This is a genomic window from Aminobacter sp. UC22_36 (genome assembly GCF_044056035.1).
Classification (GTDB): domain Bacteria; phylum Pseudomonadota; class Alphaproteobacteria; order Rhizobiales; family Rhizobiaceae; genus Aminobacter.
Map to the genome: position 1 here is coordinate 3,762,180 of NZ_CP171996.1, position 25,265 is coordinate 3,787,444.

The following is a 25,265-nucleotide window of genomic DNA, read 5'->3' on the forward strand; positions in this document are numbered from 1 at the left end:
GATGATAGGCAAGCCGTTCGCGCACCAATAGGGATGCGCGAACATATATGCGCATATCCTAATTTATTCATTTCGGCGCCGCATCATCAACACAGTTGCTGCCTAGGCCAAAGGTCGGGACGGACGGGATACTGGGGGTTCACACCAATCAAGAACCAACGGGGAGACCCCATGACGCAACACAGCGCCAACGAGCAGTATCTGCTTGAACTCATCAACGCAGAGCGCGCCAAGACGGGCGCCCAGCCACTGGCATTCGACAACGACCTCAGCGAAGCCGCCGAAAATCACGACAGATGGATGCTTTCTGCCGACGTCTTTTCACATACGGGTTCCGGCGGCACGTCGCCAACGACGCGCATGAAGGCCGCTGGTTACACGCTGAGTGGATCCTGGGCGACTGGCGAGAACATTGCCTGGGCCACTACTCGCGCGCCGACCGGCTATGTCGACGAAGTGAAACTGCTTCACACCAACCTGATGAATTCCTCGGGTCATCGGGCCAACATCCTCAACCCGAACTTCCGCGAGGTCGGGCTAGGCTTCGAAGTCGGCGACTACAAGGGCCGCTCAAGCGCCTTCGTCACTGAAGATTTCGGCAAGACCGGCGCGGACCTGTTCCTGACCGGCGTCGCCTTCGACGACAAGGATGGCGACCGCTTCTACGATCCGGGCGAAGGGCTCGGCGCCGTCACGGTGACGGCCAAGAACGCGGCAGGCCAAACCTTCAAGACCACCACCTCCGCCGCCGGCGGTTACGATCTGGTGCTAAAGCCCGGCACCTACACGGTGACATTCTCCGGCGCCAACATCGCGACATCGACGCAGACGGCGACGATCGGCACCAAGAACGTCAAGAAGGACCTGATCGACCCGGTGATGAAGTCGGGCACGCTCGCGGCGACCGCTTCAGCCGACGATGCAGGTGCGGCTGCGCCGACGACACCGACCAAGCCGACCAACGTTGTCGACAACTCCGACAGCGACAACAGCACCGGTGGCAACAGCGCCGGCGGTAATCCCGCCAACACCTGGCTCGCCGACTTCTTCAAGAAGATGGACCACTTCGGCCAAGACCAGGGCACCCGCGGCGCGCGTGAGCTTGCCGGTTCCGGCGATGGTGCGGCCAAGAAGTCGGTGGCGCTTGACGGCGACCACTTCAACTTCAGCGCGAAGGTGGCAGCGCACGTCAATGCCGACCATGTCAACGACATCGTCGATGGCGGCCACGTTCAGCAGGCCGTCGATCATGTCGTGGCTGCACTGCAGGCACACCTGCCTGCAGATGGTCACGCCATTGTCGATGCCGGCGATGCCGCCCAGGCCGCGGTGGCCAAGATCCTGGCCCAGATGGCCGCGCATTCGGGTCACCAGAACGCCGACCTCGTCGCCTGATTTCTTGCGACACCAAGAAGGCGGGTTTCGTTTCGGCGAGGCCCGCCGCACCGCAGTTACTTAACTGACTGCCATTGGGGGAAAGATCCTGTCCAATCCGATTTCGCCTGACCTGAGCCGCACGAACCGCTCCGAACTGGCCGATGCGCTTGCCTCGTTCAAGGGCGCCTTCGTTGCCGTCGCCGGCTTCAGCGGCCTGATCAACGTGCTGATGCTTTCCGGCTCGCTGTTCATGCTGCAGGTCTATGACCGCGTGCTGCCGAGCCGCAGTGTGCCAACGCTGGTGGCGCTGATCATCCTGGTGGCCGTGCTCTACGCGTTCCAGGGTGTGCTGGAAGCGGTCCGGGCACGCGTGCTGACGCGAATCGGTGCTGGCATCGACGAGACGATCAGCAACCGCGTTTTCAATTGCATAACCCGCCTGCCCTTGCGCACCCGCGACCGCGGCGAAGGCTTGCAGGCGCTGCGCGACCTCGACCAGGTCAGCGGGTTCCTCTCGGGCGCCGGACCGGCCGCCCTGTTCGACCTGCCGTGGATGCCGCTTTATGTGGCGATCTGTTTCCTGTTCCATCCGTGGATCGGCGTCGCGGCACTGCTCGGCGCGATCCTTCTGGTCGGATTGACCGTGCTGACCGACCGCCTGGTGCGTGGGCCGACCAAGGCGATGTCCAGCTACAGCACAAGACGCAGCGCCATCGCGCAATCGAGCGTGCGCAACGCCGAGGTTTTGGCCGCCATGGGCATGAGCGACCGGCTCGCAACCCGCTGGAACAAGGCCAACGGCGATTTTCGCGAGGCGCAGGAACGCGCCAGCGACCTGACCAGCGGTTTTGGCGCCGTATCACGCATCCTGCGCATGATGTTGCAGTCGATGGTATTGGCGCTCGGCGCCTATCTGGTCATCTTCCAGCAGGCAACGCCTGGAATCATCATTGCCAGCTCGATCCTGACGTCACGCGCCCTGGCACCGATCGAACTCGTCATCGCGCATTGGAAAGGCTTCCTCAACGCGCGCCAGAGCTGGAAGCGGCTCGACGACCTGTTCGCAGCGATGCCGATATCCGAGAACGGCATGGAGCTGCCGGCCCCGGCTTCCGAATTGGCGGTCGAAGGCGTCAGCGTCGTGGCACCAGGCGGCCGGCGGCTGGTGGTGCAGGACGCCGAATTCTCGCTCAGGGCCGGATCGGGCATGGGCGTGATCGGCCCCAGCGGTTCGGGAAAATCGTCACTGGCACGCGCGCTGGTCGGGGTTTGGCCACTGACGCGCGGCAAGATCAGGCTCGATGGCGCGGCTCTCGAGCAATGGCCGGGCCAGTCGCTCGGCCGCCATATCGGCTACCTGCCGCAGGACGTGGAACTGTTCGCCGGAACCGTCGGCCAGAACATTGCGCGCTTCGAAGATGAGGCGCCTTCCGAAACCATCATCGCGGCGGCAAAGGCAGCCGGCGTGCACGACATGATCCTACGCCTGCCCGAAGGCTACCAGACAGAAATCGGCGAAAGCGGCGCCGCGCTCTCCGCCGGGCAACGCCAGCGTGTGGCCCTGGCGCGGGCGCTGTTCCGCGATCCATTCCTTGTCGTTCTGGACGAGCCCAACTCGAACCTCGATGCTGCCGGCGACCAGGCACTGACGCAGGCCATCGAACGCGTCAAGGCACGCGGCGGCATCGTTGTCGTTGTGGCGCACCGGCCGAGCGCGCTGGCAGCGCTGGACCATCTGCTGGTTCTGGGCGGCGGCAAGCAGCAGGCCTTCGGGCTCAAAAGCGAAATCGCGCGACAGGCGCTGCAGCCGGTACCGGTGCCGCTGCATGCAGTGGGAGCGGCAGGCTGACCATGACACTGGTAACCACCAACGCCACCGCAGACCGGCTGCAAGCAGCCCGGAACCTTGCAGTTTCTGTAAAAACGAAAGCACTTGCGCTGCTCGACAGCGGAGCCAAACCGGTCAAAGGCGTATCGCCGCAGCAGCAACGGCTGCGCGGGGCGATCCGCCGGAACGTGCGGATCGGTGGCATCGCTGCGTTGGCACTGGTGGGCGGCTTGGGTCTTTGGGCGGCGACAAGCAGTCTCTCCGGTGCTGTCGTTGCGGCCGGACATCTGGTCGTCGATTCCAGCGTCAAGGCGGTGCAGCATCCGCAGGGCGGCGTGATCGGCGCGCTGAATGTGCAAAACGGCAGCGTGGTCTCGGCGGGCGACGTGCTGGTCAGGCTCGACGATACCATCGCCAAAGCCAATCTCGCCATTGTCGACAACGGCCTCGACGAGCTCATGGCACGGCGCGCCCGGCTGATGGCCGAGCGCGATGGCGTCGATGCCATCATGTACCCCGAGACGCTGCTGGCTCGTGCATCGGAGGCAAAGGTCGCAGAACTGTTCGAAGGCGAAAACAAGCTGTTTGCGCTCAGGCGCCAGGCGCGCGACGGACAAGTCTCGCAATTGCGCGAGCGCATCGCGCAATTCCGCCAGGAGATCTCGGGGCTCGAAGCCCAGCAGAAGAGCAAAAAGCAGGAGATCGCCCTCATCAAGGTCGAACTCGACGGCATGCAGCAGTTGTGGAAGAAAAAGCTGGTTCCCCTTTCGCGGCTGGCGGATCGCCAGAGGGCGCAGGCCCAGCTCGACGGCGAGGACGGCCAGCTGACCGCTGCGGTCGCGCAGACGCGCGGGCGGATCAGCGAGACGGAACTTGCCATCATCCAGATCGACCAGGACATGCGCAGCCAGGTGGCAGGTGAATTGCGCGAGATCGACGCAAAGGCCGGGGAATTGAGAGAACGGCAGGTGGCTGCCGAGCAGTCGCTGAAACAGATCGACATCCGCGCCCCGCAATCGGGCCGCGTCCATCAGTTGGCGGTGCATACTGTCGGCGGCGTCATCACGCCGGGCGAGGCGATCATGCAGATCGTGCCGACAGCCGACACGCTTGTCGTGGAGGCCCGCGTCGCGCCGCAGGACATCGACCAGATCAGCCAGGGGCAGCCGGCGACACTTCGCCTTTCGGCGTTCAGCCAGCAGACCACACCGGAGGTCGAAGGCCAGGTCGAGCGCATTTCGCCCGACATGATCGAAGACCCCAAGGCCGGCATCTCCTACTATGCCGTGCGCATTGCCCTATCGGCGAAGAGCCTCGAACAGGCTGGCCCGCTTGAGCTCAAGCCGGGCATGCCGGCCGAGGTGTTTCTCAAGACCACCGACCGCACGGTGCTTTCCTATCTGTTCAAGCCTTTGACCGATCAGGCCAGCCGCGCCTTCCGCAGCGACTGATCCACATCAGGCCCAGTCCCCAACGAGTTCATGGTCGCCACTTGAATTAATTAAACGTTCGTTTTATTAATTCCTCCGTTCGGGAGGAATGGCTGGATGGCGCGAACGGCAGGTTCGGACGGCGAAAGAACCGAGGCGGCGATCCGCGACGCGGCGGTTCAGCTGATCGCGCGCCATGGCTATGAGGCCGTGACGATGCGCCAGCTTGCTGCGGAAGTCGGCGTCCAGGCGGCGGCGCTGTATCGCTACTTCCCGACCAAGGAAGACTTGCTGCACACGCTGATGCGCGAGCACATGGAGCTGCTGGCCAGCACCTGGGAAAATGCCCGCCCCGACAATGACGATCCGGTCGCGCGGCTGACCGCGTTTGTCGCCAACCACATCCGCTTCCACGTCGGACGCCGGCACGCCACCCATGTCTCGAACATGGAGTTGCGCAGCCTTTCGCATGATAATCTGACCAGCATCCTCAAGCTCCGCACGGCTTACGAAAAGGAGCTCAGGATCATCCTGCGCGATGGCGCGGATGCAGGCGTGCTCGAAGTCGACGACACGGGGCTGACCGCGATGGCGATCATCCAGATGATCACGGGCGTCATCGTCTGGTTTCGTCCCGATGAGAGACTGTCGGTCGACGAAGTAACCGCGACTTACCTTGCCATGACGATGCGCCTGACCGGCGCCAAGACCAATACGGAGGACCGGCATGTACGACAAGACGCTGAACTTCGGGCTCGGTGAGGATATCGACAGCCTGCGTGAGATGGTGCGGCGCTTCGCGCAGGACCGCATCGCGCCGATTGCCGCCGACATCGACCGTTCGAACGAGTTTCCCGCGCATCTGTGGCAAGAGCTCGGCGCGCTCGGACTGCTTGGCATCACGGCGGAAGCCGAGTATGGCGGCTCGGAAATGGGCTACATCGCCCATGTCGTGGCGGTTGAGGAGATCTCCCGCGCCTCGGCGTCGGTCGGCCTATCCTATGGCGCGCATTCCAATCTGTGCGTCAACCAGATCAAGCGCTGGGGCACGCCCGAGCAAAAGACAAGATACCTGCCCAAGTTGTGCTCGGGCGAAAATGTCGGCGCACTCGCCATGTCGGAGAGCGGCTCGGGCTCGGATGTGGTTTCGCTCCGGCTCCGAGCCGAGAAGCGCAACGACGTCTATGTGCTCAACGGCTCCAAAATGTGGATCACCAACGGTCCCGACGCCGACACGCTAGTGGTCTATGCCAAGACCGATCCGGACCGGAAATCGCGCGGCATCACCGCCTTCATCATCGAAAAGACGATGAAAGGTTTTTCGGTGGCGCAAAAGCTCGACAAGCTCGGCATGCGCGGATCGAACACCGGCGAACTGGTCTTCGACAATGTCGAGGTGCCGTTCGAAAACGTGCTGCATGAAGAAGGCCGCGGCGTCGAAGTGCTGATGTCGGGCCTCGACTACGAGCGCGTGGTGCTGGCCGGCGGGCCGATCGGCATCATGGCGGCGTGCATGGACGTGGCCGTGCCTTACGTCCATGACCGCAAGCAGTTCGGCCAGCCGATCGGCGAGTTCCAGCTCGTCCAGGGCAAGCTCGCCGACATGTATTCGACGATGAATGCGGCGCGGGCCTATGTCTATGCCGTGGCGGCTGCCTGCGACCGCGGCCAGACCACCCGCAAGGATGCGGCCGGCTGCGTTTTGTTTGCCGCGGAAAAGGCGACGCAGATGGCGCTCGACGCATTGCAGCTGCTGGGCGGCAACGGCTACATCAACGACTACCCCACAGGCCGCCTGCTGCGCGACGCCAAACTCTACGAGATCGGCGCCGGCACCAGCGAGATCAGGCGCTGGCTGATCGGCCGCGAGATCATGGCGGAAGGCGCATGACGCCTCCCGCCCGATCGCTGGACCGATCACTGGCCCGATCACTGGAAAGCCCTTGGCAGATCGTCCGTCGGTTTGGACACGATCTGATGAGCGTCGCGCCAGATGATCTCGCGCTGACCCGGGGTCCTGATGCTACGCACCGGCAAGCCGCCCTCTCCGATCAGCCAGGCGCAATAACGCGCGCGGCTGATCGCCTCGGCAGCATCCGGATTGAACCAGCAGATGCCCCAGATCGAGTTGCGCCGCTTGAAGTGACGACCGATCCGGCCCGGCACCGGCAGATACGCGTTGAACCAGTCGAACTGGCTGTCGAGTTCGCTCAAGATCCAGTCCGGGCAACCGTTCCGGTAAAGATACCAGGACGCCCGGAAAAAGCCGGTCTCCACCCGGCTGCTGGGGTGGATGAGCGGCGTAACGAACCGCACAAACATGATGATCGCCGCGCGGCCTCAACGGCGGCGCGCTCCTCTTTGACTTCGGTGAATTCAGGGTACGGAAAGGCTGCCCCTCGGCGGCCTCAGGCCCCTGCCGAAGGGAGACAATACGCCAGGCGCATATCGATGCGTCGCATGGTTGCCTCCTCGAGGATAAAGTTCTGTCGGCAACAGCCTTCGCTGCCCCGATCGGGAGCGGGCAGATACACGCATTCCGCGATGGCATCAAGGCCCTTGCAGCTACAAATATCACCCGGACAGCAATGGCTGTCCCATTGGCTTTGCAGGCGCCGGCTTGGCAAGCCACACTGCGAAAGTCTGGACATCGCCGAAATTACGAGGCTAGTGCGTTAAATTCGCCACCCACCATGACTGCTTCGCGCCTTGGGCGCGGCTGCGCATGGGTATCACTCCAAGAGGAAAAATGCCGACGCTTCACTCCCAGCTCTCCCCCTCCTCCGAAAGCTTCAAGGCCAATGCCACGCGCCTGCGAACGCTGGTGGCTGATATCAGCGACAAGGCTGCGACGGTGGAGCGCGGCGGCTCGGAGGAAGCGCGCAAGCGGCACGCCTCGCGCGGGAAACTGTTGCCGCGCGAACGCCTGGCGCAATTGCTCGACGCCGGTTCGCCGTTCCTCGAGGTCGGGCAGTTCGCCGCCTGGGGGCTCTATGGCGGCGACATCGCCTCAGCCGGGCTGATCGCCGGCATCGGCCGGGTGGAAGGCACCGAGGTCATGGTGGTGGTCAATGACGCCACGGTGAAGGGCGGCACCTATTATCCATTGACGGTGAAGAAGCACCTGCGGGCGCAGGAGATCGCCCTGCAGAACAATCTGCCGTGCATCTATCTCGTCGACTCCGGTGGGGCGAACCTGCCAAATCAGGATGAGGTGTTTCCCGACCGCGACCATTTCGGCCGCATCTTCTTCAACCAGGCAAACATGAGCGCTGCCGGCATTCCGCAGATCGCCTGCGTCATGGGTTCGTGCACGGCGGGCGGTGCCTATGTCCCGGCGATGTCGGACGAAACGATCATGGTGCGTAACCAGGCAACCATCTTCCTGGCAGGTCCGCCGCTGGTGAAGGCGGCGACGGGCGAGGACGTGAGCGCCGAGGAACTGGGCGGTGCCGACCTGCACACGCGGGTCTCTGGTGTCGCCGACCACTATGCCGTCGACGACGAACACGCGCTGGCGATCGTCCGGCGCATCGTCAAAAACCTGAATCGGAAGAAGGACATCGGGCTCGTCCTGCAGAAATCGATTCCGCCGCTTCATGCGCCGGAAGAGGTCTATGGCGTCATCCCCGCCGACCTGCGCCAGCCTTACGATGTGCGCGAGGTGATCGCGCGGGTTGTCGACGGCTCCGAGTTCGACGAGTTCAAGCAGAACTACGGCACCACTGTGGTGACCGGCTTCGCCCATATCCACGGCATGCCCGTCGGCATCATCGCCAATAATGGCGTGCTGTTTTCCGAGAGCGCGCTCAAGGGCGCCCACTTCATCGAGCTGTGCTGCCAGCGCAAGATCCCGCTGGTGTTCCTGCAGAACATCACCGGCTTCATGGTGGGCGCGAAATACGAGGCCGGCGGCATCGCCAAGGACGGCGCCAAGCTGGTGACGGCGGTGGCGACGGCCCAGGTGCCGAAGGTGACCATCATCATCGGCGGCTCGTTTGGTGCTGGCAATTACGGCATGTGCGGTCGGGCCTATTCGCCACGTTTCCTGTGGATGTGGCCGAACGCGCGCATCTCAGTAATGGGCGGCGAGCAGGCAGCAACGGTGCTCGCCATGGTCAAGCGCGAGGGCATCGAACGCAAGGGCGGCAGCTGGTCGAAGGAAGAGGAGGCCGAGTTCCGCGCGCCGATCCTGGAAAAATACGAGCGCGAAGGCCACCCGCTCTATTCATCGGCCAGGCTGTGGGACGACGGCATCATCGACCCGGCGAAGACCCGCGAGGTGCTGGCGCTCAGCCTGTCGGCAGCGCTCAACGCGCCGATATCAGACACCAAGTTCGGCGTGTTCAGGATGTGATGGGGGATCAAGGAATGTTTTCGAAAATCCTCATCGCCAATCGCGGCGAAATCGCATGCCGCGTCATCCGCACCGCCCGCAAGATGGGCGTGAAGACGGTCGCCGTCTATTCCGACGCCGACGCGCGCGCGCTGCATGTCGCCATGGCCGACGAAGCCGTGCATATCGGCGGCTCGCCTGTGGCCGAGAGCTATCTGCGCGGCGACGTCATCATCGCCGCAGCCAAGGCGACCGGTGCCGAGGCGATCCATCCGGGCTACGGCTTCCTGTCGGAGAACCCTGGCTTCGTCGACCAGGTGACGCAGGCAGGCCTCGTCTTCATCGGCCCGTCGGCGGATTCGATCCGCGCCATGGGCCTCAAGGACGCCGCCAAGAGGCTGATGGAAAAGGCCGGCGTGCCGGTTGTGCCCGGGTATCACGGCGAAGCGCAGGAGATCGTCATCCTCGCCAGCAAGGCGCGCGAGATCGGCTACCCCGTACTGATCAAGGCGCGCGCCGGCGGCGGCGGCAAGGGCATGCGCCGGGTCGACCACCCCGACGACTTCGCCGACGCACTGTCTGGTGCGCGGCGCGAAGCCAAGGCTGCCTTCGGCGACGACCGTGTGCTGGTCGAAAAGTATGTCGACAAGCCGCGCCACATCGAAGTTCAGGTGTTCGGCGACAATTTTGGCAATGCCGTACATCTGTTCGAGCGCGACTGTTCGGCGCAGCGCCGCCACCAGAAGGTGATCGAGGAAGCCCCTGCCCCAGGCATGACTGTGGAATTGCGCGCGGCGATGACCGACGCCGCCGTGAAGGCCGCCAAGGCGATCAAATACTCCGGCGCCGGTACGATCGAATTCATCGTCGATGCCTCGGATGGGCTGAAGCCCGACCGCTTCTGGTTCATGGAAATGAACACGCGCCTGCAGGTCGAGCATCCGGTGACCGAGATGATATCCGGCGTCGACCTGGTCGAATGGCAGCTACGGATCGCCTCCGGCGAGCAGATTCCGCTGGCACAGGAAGACATCACGCTTTCCGGCCATGCCTTCGAGGCACGGCTTTATGCCGAGGACCCGGCCAAGGGCTTTTTGCCGGCGATCGGCACCCTGCATCACCTCAGCTTCCCCACCGAAGCTGCCCCGGGAACCGAGATCCGCGTCGAAACGGGCGTGCGCCAGGGCGATGCGATCTCGCCGTTCTACGATCCGATGATCGCCAAGGTGGTGACGCATGGGCCTGATCGCGCCACGGCCCTCAACGCGTTGGCCGACGCAGTCACCCGCACCGAAGTGGCGGGGTCGACGACCAATGCGGCATTCCTGGCGGCCCTTGCCCGCGACGTAGACTTCGCTTCCGGCGATGTCGACACCGGTCTCATCGGGCGCAAGCAGGACGAGCTGACGGTCACCGCGCCGCCGAGCAGCCGGGCCGTAGCACTCGCCGCACTGGCTGCCACGGGAGCCACGGCATCTGCTGTCTCTGATGATCCGTGGTCTGGCCTCACCGGCTATGCCCACTTCAACCCGCTGGCGCGGCGGGCAACACTGTCATCCGGCGGCGCCGACATCGTCGCCCACATCACCGCACGGCCGGACGGGCGTTTCCAAGTCAGGCCGGAGGGCGGCGAGGCCTTCGTGCTTGCTGCGGGCGCGAGCGATGCCGGAGCGACCGTCGCGGCGTGGCCGGGCCATGTCACCGTGTTCGAGAACGGCCGCTCGTTCGACTTCGCGATCAGCGACCCGTTCGCTCGCGCCGCCGAGATCGGTGAAGGCACGTCGAGCATGCGAGCGCCGATGCCAGGCCTGGTCAAGCTGGTGCGTGCCACCAAGGGCGACAAGGTGACCAAGGGCCAGCCACTGCTGGTGCTCGAAGCGATGAAGATGGAGCACACCATCACCGCCACCCATGACGGCGTGATCAGCGAGATCGCCACCGAGGGCTCGCAGGTCACCGACGGAACTGTGCTGGTGCGCTTCGAGGACTGACGCACGACCATTGCGATTTGCGCATGACAGACCAGCCCGAAAATCTGTATCGATTTTCGGGCTGGTGTCATATTGCTGCGGTGCAGCAAACATCGACAGGCAAGCGCAGTGACCAATATCAGCAACAGTGATGCCCTACCGCATCGCCAGTACGAGGACGTACTGGCCCTGCTCACCGGTACGATGCTGGTGGCGCTCGGACTGGTCCTCTACACCAGTGCCGGATTGATCACCGGCAGTTCGGCCGGACTGGCGCTGCTCGTGCAATACGCCACCGGCTACGGCTTCGGCGTCATCTTCTTCGCCATCAACCTGCCCTTCTACTATCTCGCCGTGAAACGTTTGGGCTGGCCGTTCGCACTGCGCACTTTCACTGCGGTGGCGCTGATTTCGGCTCTGTCACAGCTGACGCCCGACTGGATCGGCATCGAGCATCTGAACCCGTTCTACGCGGCGATATCAGGCGGCGGGCTGATGGGCATGGGACTGCTGGTGCTGTTTCGCCACCGCGCCGGGCTTGGCGGCTTCAACATCCTGGCGCTCTACCTGCAGGACAATTACGGCATCCGCGCCGGCTATTTCCAGCTCGCTGTCGATCTCACCATCCTGGCTGTGTCGCTGTTTTACATCGAGCTCGACAAGGTCGCGCTGTCAGTCGTCGGTGCCGCCGTGCTCAACCTGATCATCGCGATCAACCATCGCCCCGGCCGTTATGTCGGCATGAGCTGAAACGAAAAAGCCGCGCCGGACAGCGCGGCCTTTTCGCACATGCTTCCGATCGCTCAGCTGGCGGTCGGCTGCTTGGTCTTGCGGAGATAAGGCAGCACGCGTTCGAACGAACCGAAGCGCTTGATCGCGTCCTCGTCGGAGACAGCTGCCGTGACGATGACGTCATCGCCCTGCTTCCACTGCACCGGTGTCGCCACCTGGTATTTGGCGGTCAGCTGGATCGAATCCAGCGCGCGCAGGATCTCGTCGAAGTTGCGGCCGGTCGACATCGGATAGGTCAGCGTCAGCTTGACCTTCTTGTCGGGGCCGATGACGAACACCGAACGCACAGTGGCATTGTCTGCCGGCGTGCGGCCTTCCGAGCTGTCGCCGGCGCTGGCCGGCAGCATGTCGTAGAGCTTGGCGACGGCAAGCGTCGGATCTCCGATCATCGGGTAGTCGACCTTGTTGCCGGACAGCTTTTCGATGTCGGCCTTCCATTTGTGGTGGTTTTCGACCGGATCGACGGAGATGCCGATCATCTTGGCGTTGCGCTTGGCAAAGTCGGCTTTCATGCCGGCCATGTAGCCGAGTTCGGTGGTGCAGACCGGGGTGAAGTCCTTGGGATGAGAAAACAGCACCGCATAGCCGTCGCCGATCCAGTCATGGAAGTTGATCGGGCCTTCCGTGGTGTCGGCTTTGAAATCGGGGGCGGTGTCATTGATGCGAAGGCTCATGGTTGGTTCCTCCTGAATGCGACGCACACCGCTTGCGCCGGCCACAACGGCCTGATTTGGGCGTCCGTGTGCGAAAATCTCATTTTGCGCCAAGCGCGTGGAAACGACAATGGCCGGGACATGCCCGGCCATTGAATGCATCTGTGAGGCTTATTGCTTGATCGGCGCGTATTTGCCGTCATGCCACTGGTTGATGTCGTAGCTGGCGTTCTTCAGGTCGCCCTTCTCGTCGAAGACGACGTCACCGACGACCGTGCTGATCGGCTTGCCGTCCTTGAGCGCCTCGGCGACCTTCATCGGGTCATCCGTGCCGGCACGCTCGATGCCTTGAGCGAAAGCCTGGATGGTGGCGTAGGAGAACAGCGTGAAGCCCTCCGGCACAAAACCGCCAGCCTTGATCTTCTCGACCGCTTCCTTGGCCTCGGGCTTCGCCTGCGGATCGGACGGGAACACAAACAGCGTGCCTTCACCGGCCGGGCCGGCGATCTGCCAGAACTCCGGCGAGGCGATCGAGTCGGGCATGATCAGCTGATACTTGAAGTTCTGTTCCGCCGACTGGCGCAGGATGAGACCAGCTTCGGGGTGGTAACCGCCGAAATAGACAACGTCCGCCTTCAGTTCCTTGAGCTTGGTGACAAGAGCCGAGTAATCCTTTTCGCCGGCATTGATGCCTTCGTAGAGAACTTCGTTCAGACCGCCGGCGTTCATCGTCGCCTTAACGGCGTCGGCCACGCCCTGGCCGTAGGCGCTCTTGTCGTGCAGCACGACAACGTTCTTGCCCTTGTATTTCTCGGCGATCCACGGACCGATGAAGGCACCTTGCGCATCGTCACGCGTGTAAAGACGCATGATCGTCGGCCAGCCCTTCTTGGCGGCATCGTCGGTCAGCACCGGGTTCGAGGAGGCCGGCGACATCATCAGCGCGCCGCTCTCGGCATAGACGGCGGATGCCGGAATGCTCGAACCCGAGCAGGCATGGCCGTCGATGAACTTGATACCGTTGGCAACGATGCGGTTGGCGACCGAAACCGCCTGCTTGGGATCGCAGACGTCGTCTTCGATCGACAGCTTGAGCTGGCGTCCGAGAACGCCGCCCTTTTCATTGATCGCCTTGACGGCCGCCTCGGCACCTTGCTTGAACTGGTCGCCGATGTTGGCGAGCTGGCCGGTCATCGGGCCTGCGACCGCAATGCCGATGTCCTGCGCATAGGCAGCGCTGGCGCTGAGCGATAGCGCGAGCAGTGCGCCGATAGAACTTTTCAAATGCATGTGTTCCTCCCCTTGAGCACGCTTGGCATGCCGGATTCGCGTCCTACGTGCAACGCGCCGGAAACCTTTCACCGGCGCAGCGACTTGTCTTGGCGCATCAGCGTCAGGATGTTGTGCCTGCGTTGACAGATACAATCATGCTTCAGCAACAACGAAAAAGCCGCGCCGATCTTATGGTGATCGGTCGCGGCTTTTGTCGTGGAGAGTGCCGCGAGCATCTTCGGCCCGTCGGACATTCGCCTGCCCTGTCTAACTCGGTCTAGCTGGTCATGAGACATGCTGGAGGTCATGTCCCTGTCGCGCCTGGCCTGTCCTTCAAACCGTCGCGTTGTTGTTGTTGGAAGCCGCCGTGCCGGCGTCCTCGGTCTTCCCCCGGAAGCAGACTTATTTGCTGTGCATCGTGCTTTCCGAAAATCGAACGCGATTTTCGGGCCGATGTGCTGTTAGTGCATCGTCATCCATTCGCGCGCTTCGCGCAGCGCCTTGACGATGTCGAGCTTGGACATCGTGCCGGAGAGCTCCGAGCGCAGGGCCGCGGCGCGGGCCGAACCCTTGATCGCGGCGATGTTGAACCATTTGTGGGCGGCAACGACGTCGACCTCGCAATCGCGGCCGGTCGCATACATCATGCCGAGTTCGAGAAGAATGTCGGCCTGAGCGGTGGTTCCCATCGCACCGAAGCCAGCGTCAAAGATTTCGAAACGTGCCATTTTCTTATCCCCTGCCTGTCTCCTGAGAGCTGGCTCGCTGGTGTCCCGGAGCTGCTCTTTCGATGCTTTTGAGGATGCCGTGGAGCTTTGAATCCGCCGTTAAATGGCGTGCTTAACTCGAAGAAAACAAACTGAAAACAAAGGGTAAACCTTGGAATTCATTAAGGATAGGAGTCCTTGGGGCGACTGGGATTTCAAGAAAATACGATGAAAATTCGCGCGTTGGCCGATAAGTCTTTGATAACCACACGACGCATTGATCCGACGTCATCGATGAACTTTACCGCTCAGGTGGCGCGTTTTGGAGCTCTCAAAAAGGCTTGCAACTTCCCTTGCGGCACCACTTTCGTTTTGCCGAGAGCTGCATTACGCTTACGTTTGCGTAAACGTCAGGCAGGGAGAGTGCCTGCAGCCAACATTTCAACCGGGAGGACTTCAATGCTTCGCAAGATGAGCCTGGCCATCGCGGCCACCTTGATGATGGCCGGTGCGGCCTATGCCGATCCGATCGAAGGCAACTGGAAGACGGAAGCTGGATCGACGGCGGCGATCGCACCCTGCGGCGGCAGCTTCTGCATCACGCTGAAGGACGGCAAGCATGCCGGCAAGAAGATCGGCACCTTCAACGCCAATGGCGGCACCTATGCCGGCAAGATCACCGACCCGGCCAATGATAAAACCTATACCGGCAAAGCTTCGGTAGCCGGCTCGACGCTCAAGATGAGCGGCTGCGTGCTCGGCGGCCTGATCTGCAAGACGCAGAACTGGAAGAAGCTGTAAGCGACAAGTGAGTAGTGAGTAGTGAGTAGTGGGGTGGTTCGGCCTAAGGCTAGTGCGCCATCCCTCAATCACCCACTACCCACTATTCGCTATTCCCTACTCGCTCTTTATGCCCTTGCCCGCTGGCCAAACAGCACCTTCTGGGCTTCCTTGTCGTCAGCGAGATTGCGGCGGTGGTCTTCGCCAACAGCCAGGCCACGGAGGACAGCCGGACGGGCCAGAAGCGTATCGAACCAGCGCTTGAGATGCGGGAAGTCGTCGATCTCCTGCCCCTGGTTCTTGTAGGGCTTGACCCAGCCGAGTGAAGCGATGTCGGCGATCGAATATTCGCCGGCGAGAAATTCGCGATCAGCGAGGCGCTTGTTCATCACGCCATAGAGGCGATTGACCTCGTTTGTGTAGCGGTCGATGCCGTAGGCAATCTTCTCAGGCGCATATTGCCGGAAGTGATGGGCCTGGCCAGCCATCGGGCCGAGGCCACCAACCTGCCAGAACAGCCACTGATCGACCTCGGCACGGCCACGCTCATCCGCCGGGTAAAGCTTGCCGAACTTGCGGCCGAGATATTGCAGGATGGCGCCGGATTCGAAGATCGAGATGGGTGCGCCACCCCATTTGCCGTCTGCGGTCGGCCCTTCCGGATCGATGATTGCCGGCATGCGGTTGTTGGGGGCGATCTTGAGGAATGACGGCTCGAACTGCTCACCCTTGCCGATATTGATGTATTTGACCGTGTAGGGAACGCCAAGTTCCTCCAGCATGATCGAGATCTTCCAGCCGTTGGGCGTGGGCCAGTAATAGAGTTCGATCGGCAATGTCTGGCTGGTCATTCCGCAGTCTCCGTTGGTGAGCGATGCTCTGGAGATATGCGCGGCAGGGCGAAACACAACCCTGAAGACACATTAAGGCCTGTCAATAAATTTGAACCGAAGATGAACGGTGGTCTCAGAACCCGTTCAGTCGCCGTTTGGCATAGTCCGATCCATTGAAGGGGAAGACACCAATGCTCGCTCGCCGGTTCACCATCGTCTGTCTGCTCAGTGCCCTGTTCGGGATCATGTTCGCAACGCTGGTGGCCGAAACCAGCCGCCCCGCGCGATCCTTCGAAATCGACAGCATCGTGCCTTGTAGCCTTGAAGACGGACTGACCTGCAAACCGCCACTGACGAAGTAACGAAACAACGCAAATCCAAACGAGAAGCAAACGCCCATGACCCGCACCGCAACCCAGATCAGCAAGACGCTCCGGCTGCTGCCGCGCGCCGCCCTGATCCTGATGGTTCTCGCCGCTCCGGTGCTGGCCGTTCCTCAGTTGCGCGCCGACAACGGCTCGACGATCGAAGCACCCGCGGCCCGCAAGAGCGGCGTCGGCTTCGTTCTGCTGGTCAGCCTGCAGCGCAGCTGAGGGAATTGCCGACTGCGCAGCGAGCCCCCTCGCAGCCGTCATAATTGATCTCTATAATAGGTCATGGAAAAGCGAATCTTATCCTCAACCCATCGAATCCATCTCTTCGCCACTGCCCTATCCACGGCAGAGCTTTACTGATGCTGCCGAGGCAGTTGCTGCCTTGCAGGCGCTTTATGATCGCAATACGGCCTTCCTTCGCGAGGCCTTTGCCTCGCTCGCGGCCGGTGCCGACACCAATGTGCGTTTCCGGGCCTTCTACCCCGAAGTCGGGGTCACCACGACATCCTACTCGCAGGTCGACTCCCGCCAGGCCTACGGCCATATGCCGACGCCGGGACATTTCTCGACGACGATCACCCGGCCCGACCTGTTCCAGAGCTACCTGACCGAGCAGTTGCGCCTGATCATGCGCAACCACGGCGGACCGGTGACCGTGTCGGAGTCGACGACGCCGATCCCGCTGCATTTCGCCTTCCTCGAGGGCACCCATGTCGACGGCGCCGCTGCCGACCGCATCCAGCGGCCGATCCGCGACCTGTTCGACGTGCCCGACCTCGACGGCACCGATGATCACATCGCCAACGGCACCTTCGAGACGATGCCGGGCGAAACGCGGCCGCTGGCGCCGTTCACCGCCCAGCGCATCGACTATTCGCTGCACCGGCTGTCGCACTACACGGCAACGACGCCGCAGCACTTCCAGAACTTCGTGCTGTTCACCAATTACCAGTTCTACATCGACGAGTTCGTCGTGCTGGCCCGCGACCTAATGGCCAAGGGCGGCGGCGGCTACACGGAATTCGTCGAGCCGGGCGGCCTGGTGACCAAGGCAGGCGAAACGGCACCGTCGGAAGGCTCGCCGGCGTCACGGCTGCCGCAAATGCCGGCCTATCACCTGAAGAAGCCGGGCCATGCCGGCATCACCATGGTCAATATCGGCGTCGGCCCGTCCAACGCCAAGACCATCACCGACCACATCGCCGTGCTCAGGCCGCATGCCTGGCTGATGCTCGGCCACTGCGCCGGCCTGCGCAACACCCCAGGCGCTGGGCGACTATGTGCTGGCCCACGCCTATGTGCGCGAAGACCACGTGCTCGACGACGACCTGCCGGTGTGGATTCCGATCCCGCCCCTGGCCGAGGTGCAGGTGGCGCTGCAAGAGGCGGTCGCGGAAGTGACGGGGCTTTCGGGCTACGACCTCAAGCGCATCATGCGGACGGGGACGGTTGCGACCATCGACAACCGCAACTGGGAACTGCGCGACCAGCGTGGGCCAGTGCAGCGGCTGTCGCAGTCACGCGCCATCGCGCTCGACATGGAATCGGCGACGATCGCCGCCAACGGCTTCCGCTTCCGCGTACCCTACGGCACGTTGCTGTGCGTGTCCGACAAGCCGCTGCATGGCGAACTGAAGCTGCCTGGAATGGCGACGGAGTTCTACAAGCGGCAAGTGGCACAACACCTCACCATCGGCATCCGTGCGCTGGAAAAGCTCGCCGAAATGCCCAATGAGCGGCTGCATTCGCGCAAGCTGCGCAGCTTCGCCGAGACGGCGTTCCAGTAGGCTGAGGGCGGACCGACCTCAGGCTAATGCTTGCGGCCGAAGACGGCAGTGCGCCTACTGAAGCCGCCGCCAAAGCGCGGCGGCGACCCGGGCGATGGATCGTCCGGCCCGCCCTCGCCCCTGCGGTAAAGCTGCAGGCTGTTGCCAACAGCTTTCGCCATGCGCTCCTTCTGCTCCCAGTCGGCGATCAGTTCGCGCCGCTTGTCCCTGTCTGCTTCGACCGAGGCGGCGGCGCTTCGCATGCCACCGGGGACAAGCGTACGGGTCTCGTGTTCCATCGTGGTGTAGCTGTGCGGCCTGGAGAAGCGCAGGGTCAGCGCGTAGCTCGGCTCGCGCATCCCGATGGGATGATGCTCGGCGGCCAGATGCTTCACGCGATAGGAATAGTCGCCGTTTTCGGGCCCGAACGTCTCATCGTCAGGAACGATGTAGCCGTTGGGCACAAGCGCAACACGCATGAACGCCAGCGCGGCTTCGTAGAGGTCGACCCACGGTATGGGTGCGGGAGCGACATAGATCTCGCGGCCGATATAGTCGGCACCGCCCAGGGTCAGCACGCCGGCTGATGTCTCGCTGAAACCAGGCACCGGTTCGCCTGCGAAAAGCTTGGGATGAACGGTCAGCATGCTTGGCTGCGGCTGGTTCAGAAACGCCGTGAACTGCTCGCCGGCAATGAGCATGTTGCTCTGGGTCCAGTGGATGACGCTGGCAGGTTGCACCTTGAGCAGGTGGCGGCAGACTTCGCCGAGGATTTCGACACGCATGTTGAACTCCCGCAGCGTCGCACCCGGACGCTGCATGCCGATCTGGTTGAAGAACCCTGATATCTCGGGCTTGTCGGTCACGCCTCCCATGACGCCATGGTGGACCTCGACAAGGACATGGGCGGTGTGTCGGCGCACACGCTCCCTGGCGTCCGGCATCAGAAACGTCGTCACAGCGGACCCAAGGGTCGGAGCGAAAACGGCCGTATCGGCCGGGCGCGCAAAGTAGGTAACCAGGATCCGGAATTCGCCGGGTCCCATCATCAGGACGAAATTCCGGTCCTCCTGGACGACCTTGAGCGGGAGCTGCTTGCTGAGCATCGCCATGCGAAACGCATTGAGATGCATCGACGGATGGATCTCGTCGCCGCCCTCATAGAGGATCGCTGCCTGGATGTTATTGGTGTACCTGCCGGTCATGGTTGCACCTCGCGTCATGGCAACGGTGCCATTGGGCTCCGAAAGCGAGGTTAATTTCCAGCCCAACCACAACCTGTGGTTAAAAATCCCCTTGCGCCAGATCGGACCCCAGCGCTTGCGGACGCCTGCTACTGCCCGTTGACGAAGGCCAGGATCAGGCGATGGACGTTGCCGCCGTCGTTGAGCTCGACGCGGTCGAAGTCGCTGCTTTGCCGACGTTGCGCCAAGGACGCCTCCGAAAGTGGCTTGATCATCTCCTGCCTGATCTTCTTGCAGCCGGGATCGCCCGGCACCGAAAGCCCGATCGTGGTTCGCTCGATGGTCGCGACCATGTCTTTGATCATCTGGCCGTGCACCAGCTCGTGGCGGCGGACACCTTCGTAAAAGACATCCCAGCGCTGCTTGAGCCCGTCCGGCAAGCGTGCGGCAGGTTTGGGCAAGGTGTAGGTGATGATGAGCTTGGGCTTGGCCGAGACCAGCGTGCAGGTGTCGCCTTGCGGCACATAGTTGCGCTGCCAGGTGAGCTTGAAATTGGTGTGCGCGATGGCGCGGCCAATTCCGGCCTTCGGGCCGCGCTCGCCGATCGACGCGTAGAGCTCAGGGGCCGAGGCTCCCGAAATGGCGTAGGTCTTGACCTGCTCGACGACCTGTCCGTCGGCGCGCACGGCAATCGGGCCCATGGCGATCAGCGCCGCACATGCCCGCAGCCAGCGATGGGCGGTTGATTTCATTCCATTCTCCGCAAGGCCGAGCTGCGCATCACGAGCGCAACACGCCAGTTTCCGGGCCATCGGTCTCACGAGTCGCGCGGCATTTCAACCACCGGTCATGGCTGTAGCCATGTTGCACGGCTGCGCCAAGAGAGCTTTCCAGCAAACCGCAAGCGGCCCATAATCGATCATCAATGGGCCGCATTTGTTGCTACATGAAATCAGAATGACGACGTTTTACAGATTGGGCAGGATCGCCTGCTTTGCGGCGATGATGCTTTTGTCGGTGCCGCTGGTTGCCGGGTTCTTCGGCGCCTGGCACCCCGCGCTCGACTCATTCGCCCATTTCCGGGTGCATCTGGCGGTGGCGATGATGCTGGCAGCACTGCCGTTGCTGCTGACCTCGCTGCGCTGGCAGGCGGTCGCTGCGCTGGCATTTGGCGCGGCGGCTCTGTCCACCACCTCCACTTCGCTGCCACTGCCCGGCCTCGGGCCGGTACATGCCGCATTCCAGCCGCGCGCCGAAGGCCGGCCGGTCTACAAGATGCTGCAGATGAACCTGCGCTTCAACAACACCGAGCCGGAGAAGGTGCTGTCGCTGATCGGGCGGACGCAGCCCGATGTCATCACCTTCCAGGAGGTGTCGGCGATGTGGGAAGTCAAACTGCAGCCACTGTTCGCGCGTTATCCCTATCGCATGATGTGCCCCTATCCGAACGGCATCTTCGGCGTGGCGATCCTGTCGCGGCGGCCATTTGCCGAAGGCAGCAAGCCGCAATGTTTCGGCGAAGGTGCACTGGCCATCGCCAAGGTCGATTTCGGCGGACGCGCCAGCGATGTCGTCTCGATCCATCTCGGCTGGCCGTGGCCGTTCGAGCAATCACGGCAGATCGGCGAGTTGAGCGGCAATCTTGCCTCGCTTGGCCAGAATGCCATCCTTGGCGGCGACTTCAACGCCACGCCGTGGAGTGCGGCGGTGGCGCGCGTCGCCAAGCTCGGCGGGCTGACGCTGATGCCAGCTGCCGGCCGGACCTGGCTGACCTTCATACTGCCCGACTTCATGCGCTTCGCTGGCCTCACCATCGACCACATCATGGCCAAGGGCGACATCCTGGTTCATTCGGTGACGATGGGCGAGGATGCCGGCTCGGACCATCGCCCCCTGCTGGTCGAGTTCTCGTTCCGGGATTCAGCCACGCACCCTGAAGACAGCGCGACCGAGACGGTGTCGTACGAGAGTGCCTCGACACCGCACAGCTAAACAATCGGCCCGAAAATCAGGAGATTTCCGGGCCGTATGGGTTGTCAGTGCGGGCTAAACGCCCCAATCACATATTGGGATAGACCGGCCCCTCGCCGCCCTGCGGCGGCACCCAGTTGATGTTTTGGTTGGGGTCCTTGATGTCGCACGTCTTGCAGTGGACGCAGTTCTGCGCGTTGATGACGAACTTGGCGTCGGCATGGCCGGGATCGTTGGCGATCGAGTTGCCGTCGGCGTCGACCCATTCATAGACGCCGGCCGGGCAGTAGCGGCTCGAGGGACCGGCGAAGATCTCGTATTCCGAACGCTTCTGCAGGTCCATGTCCTTGACCTGGAGGTGGACCGGCTGGTCCTCCTCGTGATTGGTGTTGGACAGGAACACCGATGACAGGCGGTCGAAAGTTAGCACGCCGTCTGGCTTGGGATAGTCGATCTTCTTGTGCTTGGACGCCGGTTCCAGCGACTGGGCATCTGACTTGCCGTGCTTCAATGTACCGAAGGGCGAGAAGCCGAACAGCGTGTTGAGCCACATGTCGAGGCCGCCGAGGCCGACGCCAAGCAGCGTGCCGAAACGCGACCACAGCGGCTTGACGTTGCGGACCTTCTTCAGGTCCTTGCCGATGTCTGTCGAGCGCCAGGCGGCTTCATAGGAGGCGAGCTCGTCATTGGCGCGGCCAGCGCCGATGGCTTCGGCAACGTGCTCGGCAGCGAGCATGCCCGACAGCACCGCGTTGTGCGAACCCTTGATGCGCGGAACGTTGACCAGGCCGGCCGAGCAACCCATCAGCACGCCGCCGGGGAAGGACAGCTTCGGCACCGACTGGTAGCCGCCCTCGGTGATGGCGCGGGCGCCGTAGGACAGGCGCTTGGCACCGTCGAAGGTGTGGCGGATCGCCGGATGCGTCTTGAAGCGCTGGAACTCCTCGAAGGGCGACAGGTACGGGTTCTTGTAGTTGAGGTGGACGACAAAGCCGACCGCAACCATGTTGTCTTCGAGGTGATAGAGGAACGAACCGCCGCCGGTCTTGAAATCGAGCGGCCAGCCGAAGGAATGCTGGACGAGGCCCGGCTTGTGATGTTCGGGCGCGACCTGCCACAATTCCTTGAGGCCGATGCCGAATTTCTGCGGTTCCTTGCCCGCACCAAGATCGTATTTGGCGATCAGCTGCTTGGCGAGCGAACCGCGCGCGCCTTCGCCGATCAGCACGTACTTGCCCATCAGCGCCATGCCGGGCGCAAAGGACGGGCCACGCGAACCGTCGCGCTCGACGCCCATGTCGCCGGTGACGACGCCGGTGACAGCGCCCTGATCGTTGTAAAGCAAGCCAGCAGCGGCGAAGCCGGGGTAGATCTCGACACCAAGCGCTTCGGCCTTGGCCGCCAGCCAGCGGCAGACATTGCCGAGCGAGACGATGTAGTTGCCGTGGTTGCTCATCAGCGGCGGCATGGCGAAATTGGGCAGCTTGACCGAGCCAGCCGGGCCGAGGATCAGGAAATGGTCGTCGGTGACGGGCGTCTTGAACGGATGGTCGGCATCATCGCGCCAGTCGGGCAGCAGCCGGTCGATGCCGATCGGGTCGACAACCGCGCCTGAAAGGATGTGAGCGCCGACCTCGCCGCCCTTTTCCAGCACAACAACGGACAGCTCAGGATTGACCTGCTTGAGCCGGATCGCCGCCGCCAGGCCCGCCGGCCCCGCGCCGACTATGACAACGTCGAATTCCATGCTCTCGCGTTCGATATCGCTCATCAATCCCTCCGCGTGGCTGGCCCTGTCCCAAGGGCAATCTGTAGCTAAGCGCTGCATAGCGCATCGTCGGCAAACGTCAAACGGACCAATCCGCACATCGGCTGTTTGGCCTAGCAACGCTCCTCCGAGCGATGAATTATCTTACGTTAACGTAAAGGTCAAAATATTTCGCCTTTCGGCTGCGCATTATGGCCCGTACTGTCACAAAACAGGTGTTGTTCAACAACCTATCGTCCATTGATTCTCCATGCGCCAATACGTGCCTTGCAGGACCGGACTGAAGCGCTTTCACCCTAGACGCCACATACTGGCCGGGGCTGCCCTCCTTATTGCGACATGTCTTGTTAGCGAAGGTCGCTCGCAGGAGACCGAGCCCGGCCAAAAGGTCTGGAATGCCGGCCCCTACTCGTTTTCCGACGAGCTTGGCGGCTTTCGCATCACTGGCGTTACCGGCACCGGCAGCAGGGAAGATCCGCTGGTGATCAAGGAGGAGCTTGAATCGGCAACGCCGGTGACACTGACCATCCGCACGATCCGGCCGATCCGGCCGTTCGATAGTTCGGGGCTTTATGCCAATGGCATCATGTTCATGCGCATCGAAGCACTTAACAACAGCGGCCAGGCCTGGGTGGAATTCGAGTTCGAATTGCAGGAGCAGCAAGGCCAGGCCAGCGTGTTCGGCGATGGGCTGTCTTTCGACCAGCGCCGCACCGACAACGTCAATATTTCCTCCGACAGCTTCGTCCAGTACAGCCGCGACTTCGAACCCTATGACCGGCTGCGCTACACCGACGGCAAGGTCGACCCGCACGCCATCGTCGGTTTCAGCTTCCTGGTGACAGACTATACGCCGCGCTGGCGCTTTTATCTGGTGCAGGACCCGCGCATTCCCTCCTCCTGAACTTGCAAATCTCCGGCGTAACGCCGAAACTGGGGCATGGCCTCAATTTCGGGAAACGAACGTCCGGATCTGCGCGATCTGCTCGCCTTCTATGCGGCGGCGGGTGTCGACGACGCACTTGGCGACGATCCGGTCGACAGGTTTGCCGAAAGCGCGCAACGCCAGCCGGCTCCGCTCCAGCAGGCGACACAAGCGGTTGAAGCGCCCCGCCCGGGCTCCGACCGAACTGCGCCGCCACCTCTACGTCCAGCGGCCGTCGCTGCAGTTCCAGATGAGGCACAGGCTGCCGCGGCGCGTGAGCTTGCTTCAAAGGCTGCGTCGCTCGACGAGCTCAAGCAGATCATGGCGGATTTCGACGGCTGCAACCTCAAAGCCACGGCCAAGAGCATGGTCTTCGCCGACGGCAACCCCGAGGCTGACCTGATGCTGGTGGGCGAAGCGCCCGGCCGCGACGAGGACCTCGAAGGTCTTCCCTTTGTCGGCCGCTCGGGCCAGCTGCTTGACCGTATCCTTGCGGCAATCGGGCTCGACAGAAAGTCGGCCTACATCGCCAATGTGATTCCGTGGCGTCCACCAGGCAACCGTACGCCGACACCGCACGAAACGGAGATTTGCCGGCCATTCGTCGAGCGCCAGATCACGCTTGCCAAACCCAAGGTGCTGGTGACGCTCGGCGGGCCCTCGGCCAAGCTGCTTGTCGGTTCGCCCGAAGGCATCCTTCGGCTGCGCGGTAGCTGGAAGAGCCATGTGACATCGGACGGCACGGTCATTCCCGTCATGCCGACACTGCATCCGGCTTACCTGTTGAGAAATCCCGCCCACAAAAAACTTGCGTGGCGGGATTTCCTGGAGGTCAAGGCGAAGTTGAGAGAACTGGGCAGTAGCTAGCCCACTCAAGCCGCTAACGCCGCAGAGGCTGCACGGCGGATGCCTACGAACTGCAACTCGGCAAACACTGCAACTGCCAGCGCCTGGGCTGCGACGAAGGCAATGCCGAGCAGGTTCGGCTGGACAAGGCCCGACACGAGCAGAGCGAAGCTGCCGACCACCCGCAGGGCGTTGATGGCGATAATGTCGATCAGCACCAGCTTCGACACGGTTGGCCGCCGGGCGATGACAACCAGCATGGCGACGAAGGGCACCAGTGCAAGGCCAGCCCAGAACAGCAGTTCGGCGGGCAGTTCGAGCAGCGGCGAGAGCAGAGGTGCGCCAAGCATCATCAGGATACCCGCCGCGCCGCTGACGAGCGCATCGGCATTGAGGACGTTGCGGAGGAAGGGGGTAACGGCAATGGACATGACGGAAGCTCCTGGTTCGGTT

At 62.7% G+C, this 25,265-nt stretch carries 24 protein-coding genes and 1 pseudogene; 15 read left to right on the plus strand and 10 right to left on the minus strand.

Translation table 11 applies throughout. The annotated features are described in order from the left end of the window. Positions 1–171: 171 nt before the first annotated feature. The 5 genes from ACHMW7_RS21895 (at position 172) to ACHMW7_RS21915 (ending at position 6,526) form a co-directional block, all read left to right on the plus strand. On the plus strand, positions 172–1,395 hold the full coding sequence (locus ACHMW7_RS21895) for a CAP domain-containing protein (protein ID WP_395447570.1): 1,224 nt from the start codon (positions 172–174) through the stop codon (positions 1,393–1,395). Between the two features lie 112 nt (positions 1,396–1,507). After that, positions 1,508–3,226 (plus strand): type I secretion system permease/ATPase, encoded by a 1,719-nt coding sequence (locus ACHMW7_RS21900; RefSeq protein ID WP_395451407.1) that lies wholly within the window; start codon positions 1,508–1,510, stop codon positions 3,224–3,226. A gap of 2 nt (positions 3,227–3,228) precedes the next feature. Then, entirely contained in the window at positions 3,229–4,656 is a 1,428-nt protein-coding gene (locus ACHMW7_RS21905) for an HlyD family type I secretion periplasmic adaptor subunit (protein ID WP_395447571.1), read from the plus strand. Between the two features lie 96 nt (positions 4,657–4,752). Beyond that, positions 4,753–5,397: a TetR/AcrR family transcriptional regulator gene (locus ACHMW7_RS21910; protein WP_395447572.1), complete on the plus strand. Its 645-nt coding sequence runs from the start codon at positions 4,753–4,755 to the stop codon at positions 5,395–5,397. Continuing rightward, a complete protein-coding gene (locus ACHMW7_RS21915; protein WP_395447573.1) occupies positions 5,363–6,526 on the plus strand; it encodes an isovaleryl-CoA dehydrogenase in 1,164 nt (387 codons plus the stop codon). The genes ACHMW7_RS21910 and ACHMW7_RS21915 overlap by 35 nt, the downstream gene beginning before the upstream one ends. A 38-nt stretch (positions 6,527–6,564) precedes the next feature. Here ACHMW7_RS21915 and ACHMW7_RS21920 read toward each other — a convergent pair whose 3' ends face one another. Then, the gene (locus ACHMW7_RS21920) at positions 6,565–6,957 is read right to left on the minus strand and encodes a hypothetical protein (protein WP_395447574.1); all 393 of its coding nucleotides are present in this window, start codon (positions 6,955–6,957) and stop codon (positions 6,565–6,567) included. Positions 6,958–7,384: 427 nt separating this feature from the next. Here ACHMW7_RS21920 and ACHMW7_RS21925 point away from each other — a divergent pair, with 427 nt between their 5' ends. From ACHMW7_RS21925 to ACHMW7_RS21935, 3 genes are all read left to right on the plus strand, one after another. Further along, complete coding sequence (locus ACHMW7_RS21925; protein ID WP_395447575.1) at positions 7,385–8,992, plus strand: carboxyl transferase domain-containing protein; 1,608 nt, start codon at positions 7,385–7,387, stop codon at positions 8,990–8,992. Between the two features lie 14 nt (positions 8,993–9,006). Continuing rightward, positions 9,007–10,962, plus strand: a complete 1,956-nt coding sequence (locus ACHMW7_RS21930; protein WP_395447576.1) for an acetyl/propionyl/methylcrotonyl-CoA carboxylase subunit alpha — start codon at positions 9,007–9,009, stop codon at positions 10,960–10,962. 108 nt (positions 10,963–11,070) lie between these two features. Beyond that, positions 11,071–11,691: a YitT family protein gene (locus ACHMW7_RS21935; protein ID WP_395447577.1), complete on the plus strand. Its 621-nt coding sequence runs from the start codon at positions 11,071–11,073 to the stop codon at positions 11,689–11,691. A 53-nt stretch (positions 11,692–11,744) separates the two neighbouring features. Here the strand turns inward: ACHMW7_RS21935 and ACHMW7_RS21940 are convergent, their stop codons facing one another. From ACHMW7_RS21940 to ACHMW7_RS21955, 4 genes are all read right to left on the minus strand, one after another. Then, positions 11,745–12,407 carry a peroxiredoxin gene (locus ACHMW7_RS21940; RefSeq protein WP_395447578.1) on the minus strand — a complete coding sequence of 221 codons (663 nt, stop codon included), beginning with the start codon at positions 12,405–12,407 and terminating at the stop codon, positions 11,745–11,747. A gap of 150 nt (positions 12,408–12,557) precedes the next feature. After that, positions 12,558–13,676, minus strand: a complete 1,119-nt coding sequence (locus ACHMW7_RS21945) for an ABC transporter substrate-binding protein (RefSeq protein ID WP_395447579.1) — start codon at positions 13,674–13,676, stop codon at positions 12,558–12,560. Between the two features lie 68 nt (positions 13,677–13,744). After that, the gene (locus tag ACHMW7_RS21950; RefSeq protein ID WP_395447580.1) at positions 13,745–13,912 is read right to left on the minus strand and encodes a hypothetical protein; all 168 of its coding nucleotides are present in this window, start codon (positions 13,910–13,912) and stop codon (positions 13,745–13,747) included. A gap of 207 nt (positions 13,913–14,119) precedes the next feature. Then, positions 14,120–14,386, minus strand: a complete 267-nt coding sequence (locus tag ACHMW7_RS21955; RefSeq protein ID WP_067964272.1) for a sel1 repeat family protein — start codon at positions 14,384–14,386, stop codon at positions 14,120–14,122. Between the two features lie 438 nt (positions 14,387–14,824). On the opposite strand from ACHMW7_RS21955, the gene ACHMW7_RS21960 reads away from it, so the two are divergent. Next, complete coding sequence (locus tag ACHMW7_RS21960) at positions 14,825–15,166, plus strand: DUF2147 domain-containing protein (protein ID WP_395447581.1); 342 nt, start codon at positions 14,825–14,827, stop codon at positions 15,164–15,166. 107 nt (positions 15,167–15,273) lie between these two features. Here the strand turns inward: ACHMW7_RS21960 and ACHMW7_RS21965 are convergent, their stop codons facing one another. Next, the gene (locus ACHMW7_RS21965) at positions 15,274–15,996 is read right to left on the minus strand and encodes a glutathione S-transferase family protein (protein WP_395447582.1); all 723 of its coding nucleotides are present in this window, start codon (positions 15,994–15,996) and stop codon (positions 15,274–15,276) included. A 173-nt stretch (positions 15,997–16,169) separates the two neighbouring features. Here ACHMW7_RS21965 and ACHMW7_RS21970 point away from each other — a divergent pair, with 173 nt between their 5' ends. The 3 genes and pseudogenes from ACHMW7_RS21970 (at position 16,170) to ACHMW7_RS21980 (ending at position 18,139) form a co-directional block, all read left to right on the plus strand. Then, a complete protein-coding gene (locus tag ACHMW7_RS21970; protein WP_395447583.1) occupies positions 16,170–16,340 on the plus strand; it encodes a hypothetical protein in 171 nt (56 codons plus the stop codon). A gap of 36 nt (positions 16,341–16,376) precedes the next feature. After that, positions 16,377–16,571 (plus strand): hypothetical protein, encoded by a 195-nt coding sequence (locus ACHMW7_RS21975; protein WP_395447584.1) that lies wholly within the window; start codon positions 16,377–16,379, stop codon positions 16,569–16,571. A gap of 63 nt (positions 16,572–16,634) precedes the next feature. Further along, a pseudogene (locus ACHMW7_RS21980) lies at positions 16,635–18,139 on the plus strand (AMP nucleosidase). A 23-nt stretch (positions 18,140–18,162) separates the two neighbouring features. Here ACHMW7_RS21980 and ACHMW7_RS21985 read toward each other — a convergent pair. Both ACHMW7_RS21985 and ACHMW7_RS21990 read right to left on the minus strand, forming a co-directional pair. Next, positions 18,163–19,323, minus strand: coding sequence for a hypothetical protein (locus ACHMW7_RS21985; protein WP_395447585.1), 1,161 nt, complete (start codon positions 19,321–19,323; stop codon positions 18,163–18,165). A 128-nt stretch (positions 19,324–19,451) separates the two neighbouring features. Then, on the minus strand, positions 19,452–20,054 hold the full coding sequence (locus ACHMW7_RS21990) for a DUF922 domain-containing Zn-dependent protease (RefSeq protein ID WP_395447586.1): 603 nt from the start codon (positions 20,052–20,054) through the stop codon (positions 19,452–19,454). Between the two features lie 205 nt (positions 20,055–20,259). Between ACHMW7_RS21990 and ACHMW7_RS21995 the strand changes: the two genes are divergently transcribed. Further along, entirely contained in the window at positions 20,260–21,294 is a 1,035-nt protein-coding gene (locus ACHMW7_RS21995) for an endonuclease/exonuclease/phosphatase family protein (RefSeq protein ID WP_395447587.1), read from the plus strand. A 67-nt stretch (positions 21,295–21,361) separates the two neighbouring features. Here the strand turns inward: ACHMW7_RS21995 and ACHMW7_RS22000 are convergent, their stop codons facing one another. Then, positions 21,362–23,044, minus strand: a complete 1,683-nt coding sequence (locus tag ACHMW7_RS22000; protein ID WP_395447588.1) for an electron transfer flavoprotein-ubiquinone oxidoreductase — start codon at positions 23,042–23,044, stop codon at positions 21,362–21,364. A gap of 259 nt (positions 23,045–23,303) precedes the next feature. On the opposite strand from ACHMW7_RS22000, the gene ACHMW7_RS22005 reads away from it, so the two are divergent. Next, positions 23,304–23,945 carry a hypothetical protein gene (locus ACHMW7_RS22005; RefSeq protein WP_395447589.1) on the plus strand — a complete coding sequence of 214 codons (642 nt, stop codon included), beginning with the start codon at positions 23,304–23,306 and terminating at the stop codon, positions 23,943–23,945. A gap of 36 nt (positions 23,946–23,981) precedes the next feature. Further along, the gene (locus ACHMW7_RS22010) at positions 23,982–24,833 is read left to right on the plus strand and encodes a uracil-DNA glycosylase family protein (RefSeq protein WP_395447590.1); all 852 of its coding nucleotides are present in this window, start codon (positions 23,982–23,984) and stop codon (positions 24,831–24,833) included. A gap of 5 nt (positions 24,834–24,838) precedes the next feature. Here ACHMW7_RS22010 and ACHMW7_RS22015 read toward each other — a convergent pair whose 3' ends face one another. Beyond that, the gene (locus ACHMW7_RS22015; protein ID WP_395447591.1) at positions 24,839–25,243 is read right to left on the minus strand and encodes a hypothetical protein; all 405 of its coding nucleotides are present in this window, start codon (positions 25,241–25,243) and stop codon (positions 24,839–24,841) included. Positions 25,244–25,265 lie beyond the last annotated feature (22 nt).

Coding starts and splice junctions, on each gene's coding strand:
- ACHMW7_RS21925 (WP_395447575.1), top strand. CDS start 7,385: ATGCCGACGCTTCACTCCCAGCTCTCCCCCTCCTCCGAAAGCTTCAAG.
- ACHMW7_RS21910 (WP_395447572.1), top strand. CDS start 4,753: ATGGCGCGAACGGCAGGTTCGGACGGCGAAAGAACCGAGGCGGCGATC.
- ACHMW7_RS21895 (WP_395447570.1), top strand. CDS start 172: ATGACGCAACACAGCGCCAACGAGCAGTATCTGCTTGAACTCATCAAC.
- ACHMW7_RS22000 (WP_395447588.1), bottom strand. CDS start 23,044: ATGAGCGATATCGAACGCGAGAGCATGGAATTCGACGTTGTCATAGTC.
- ACHMW7_RS21945 (WP_395447579.1), bottom strand. CDS start 13,676: ATGCATTTGAAAAGTTCTATCGGCGCACTGCTCGCGCTATCGCTCAGC.
- ACHMW7_RS21970 (WP_395447583.1), top strand. CDS start 16,170: ATGCTCGCTCGCCGGTTCACCATCGTCTGTCTGCTCAGTGCCCTGTTC.
- ACHMW7_RS21975 (WP_395447584.1), top strand. CDS start 16,377: ATGACCCGCACCGCAACCCAGATCAGCAAGACGCTCCGGCTGCTGCCG.
- ACHMW7_RS21990 (WP_395447586.1), bottom strand. CDS start 20,054: ATGAAATCAACCGCCCATCGCTGGCTGCGGGCATGTGCGGCGCTGATC.
- ACHMW7_RS21965 (WP_395447582.1), bottom strand. CDS start 15,996: ATGACCAGCCAGACATTGCCGATCGAACTCTATTACTGGCCCACGCCC.
- ACHMW7_RS21920 (WP_395447574.1), bottom strand. CDS start 6,957: ATGTTTGTGCGGTTCGTTACGCCGCTCATCCACCCCAGCAGCCGGGTG.
- ACHMW7_RS21995 (WP_395447587.1), top strand. CDS start 20,260: ATGACGACGTTTTACAGATTGGGCAGGATCGCCTGCTTTGCGGCGATG.
- ACHMW7_RS21985 (WP_395447585.1), bottom strand. CDS start 19,323: ATGACCGGCAGGTACACCAATAACATCCAGGCAGCGATCCTCTATGAG.
- ACHMW7_RS21955 (WP_067964272.1), bottom strand. CDS start 14,386: ATGGCACGTTTCGAAATCTTTGACGCTGGCTTCGGTGCGATGGGAACC.
- ACHMW7_RS22015 (WP_395447591.1), bottom strand. CDS start 25,243: ATGTCCATTGCCGTTACCCCCTTCCTCCGCAACGTCCTCAATGCCGAT.
- ACHMW7_RS21905 (WP_395447571.1), top strand. CDS start 3,229: ATGACACTGGTAACCACCAACGCCACCGCAGACCGGCTGCAAGCAGCC.
- ACHMW7_RS21950 (WP_395447580.1), bottom strand. CDS start 13,912: ATGTCCGACGGGCCGAAGATGCTCGCGGCACTCTCCACGACAAAAGCC.
- ACHMW7_RS21940 (WP_395447578.1), bottom strand. CDS start 12,407: ATGAGCCTTCGCATCAATGACACCGCCCCCGATTTCAAAGCCGACACC.
- ACHMW7_RS21930 (WP_395447576.1), top strand. CDS start 9,007: ATGTTTTCGAAAATCCTCATCGCCAATCGCGGCGAAATCGCATGCCGC.
- ACHMW7_RS21960 (WP_395447581.1), top strand. CDS start 14,825: ATGCTTCGCAAGATGAGCCTGGCCATCGCGGCCACCTTGATGATGGCC.
- ACHMW7_RS22010 (WP_395447590.1), top strand. CDS start 23,982: ATGGCCTCAATTTCGGGAAACGAACGTCCGGATCTGCGCGATCTGCTC.
- ACHMW7_RS21915 (WP_395447573.1), top strand. CDS start 5,363: ATGTACGACAAGACGCTGAACTTCGGGCTCGGTGAGGATATCGACAGC.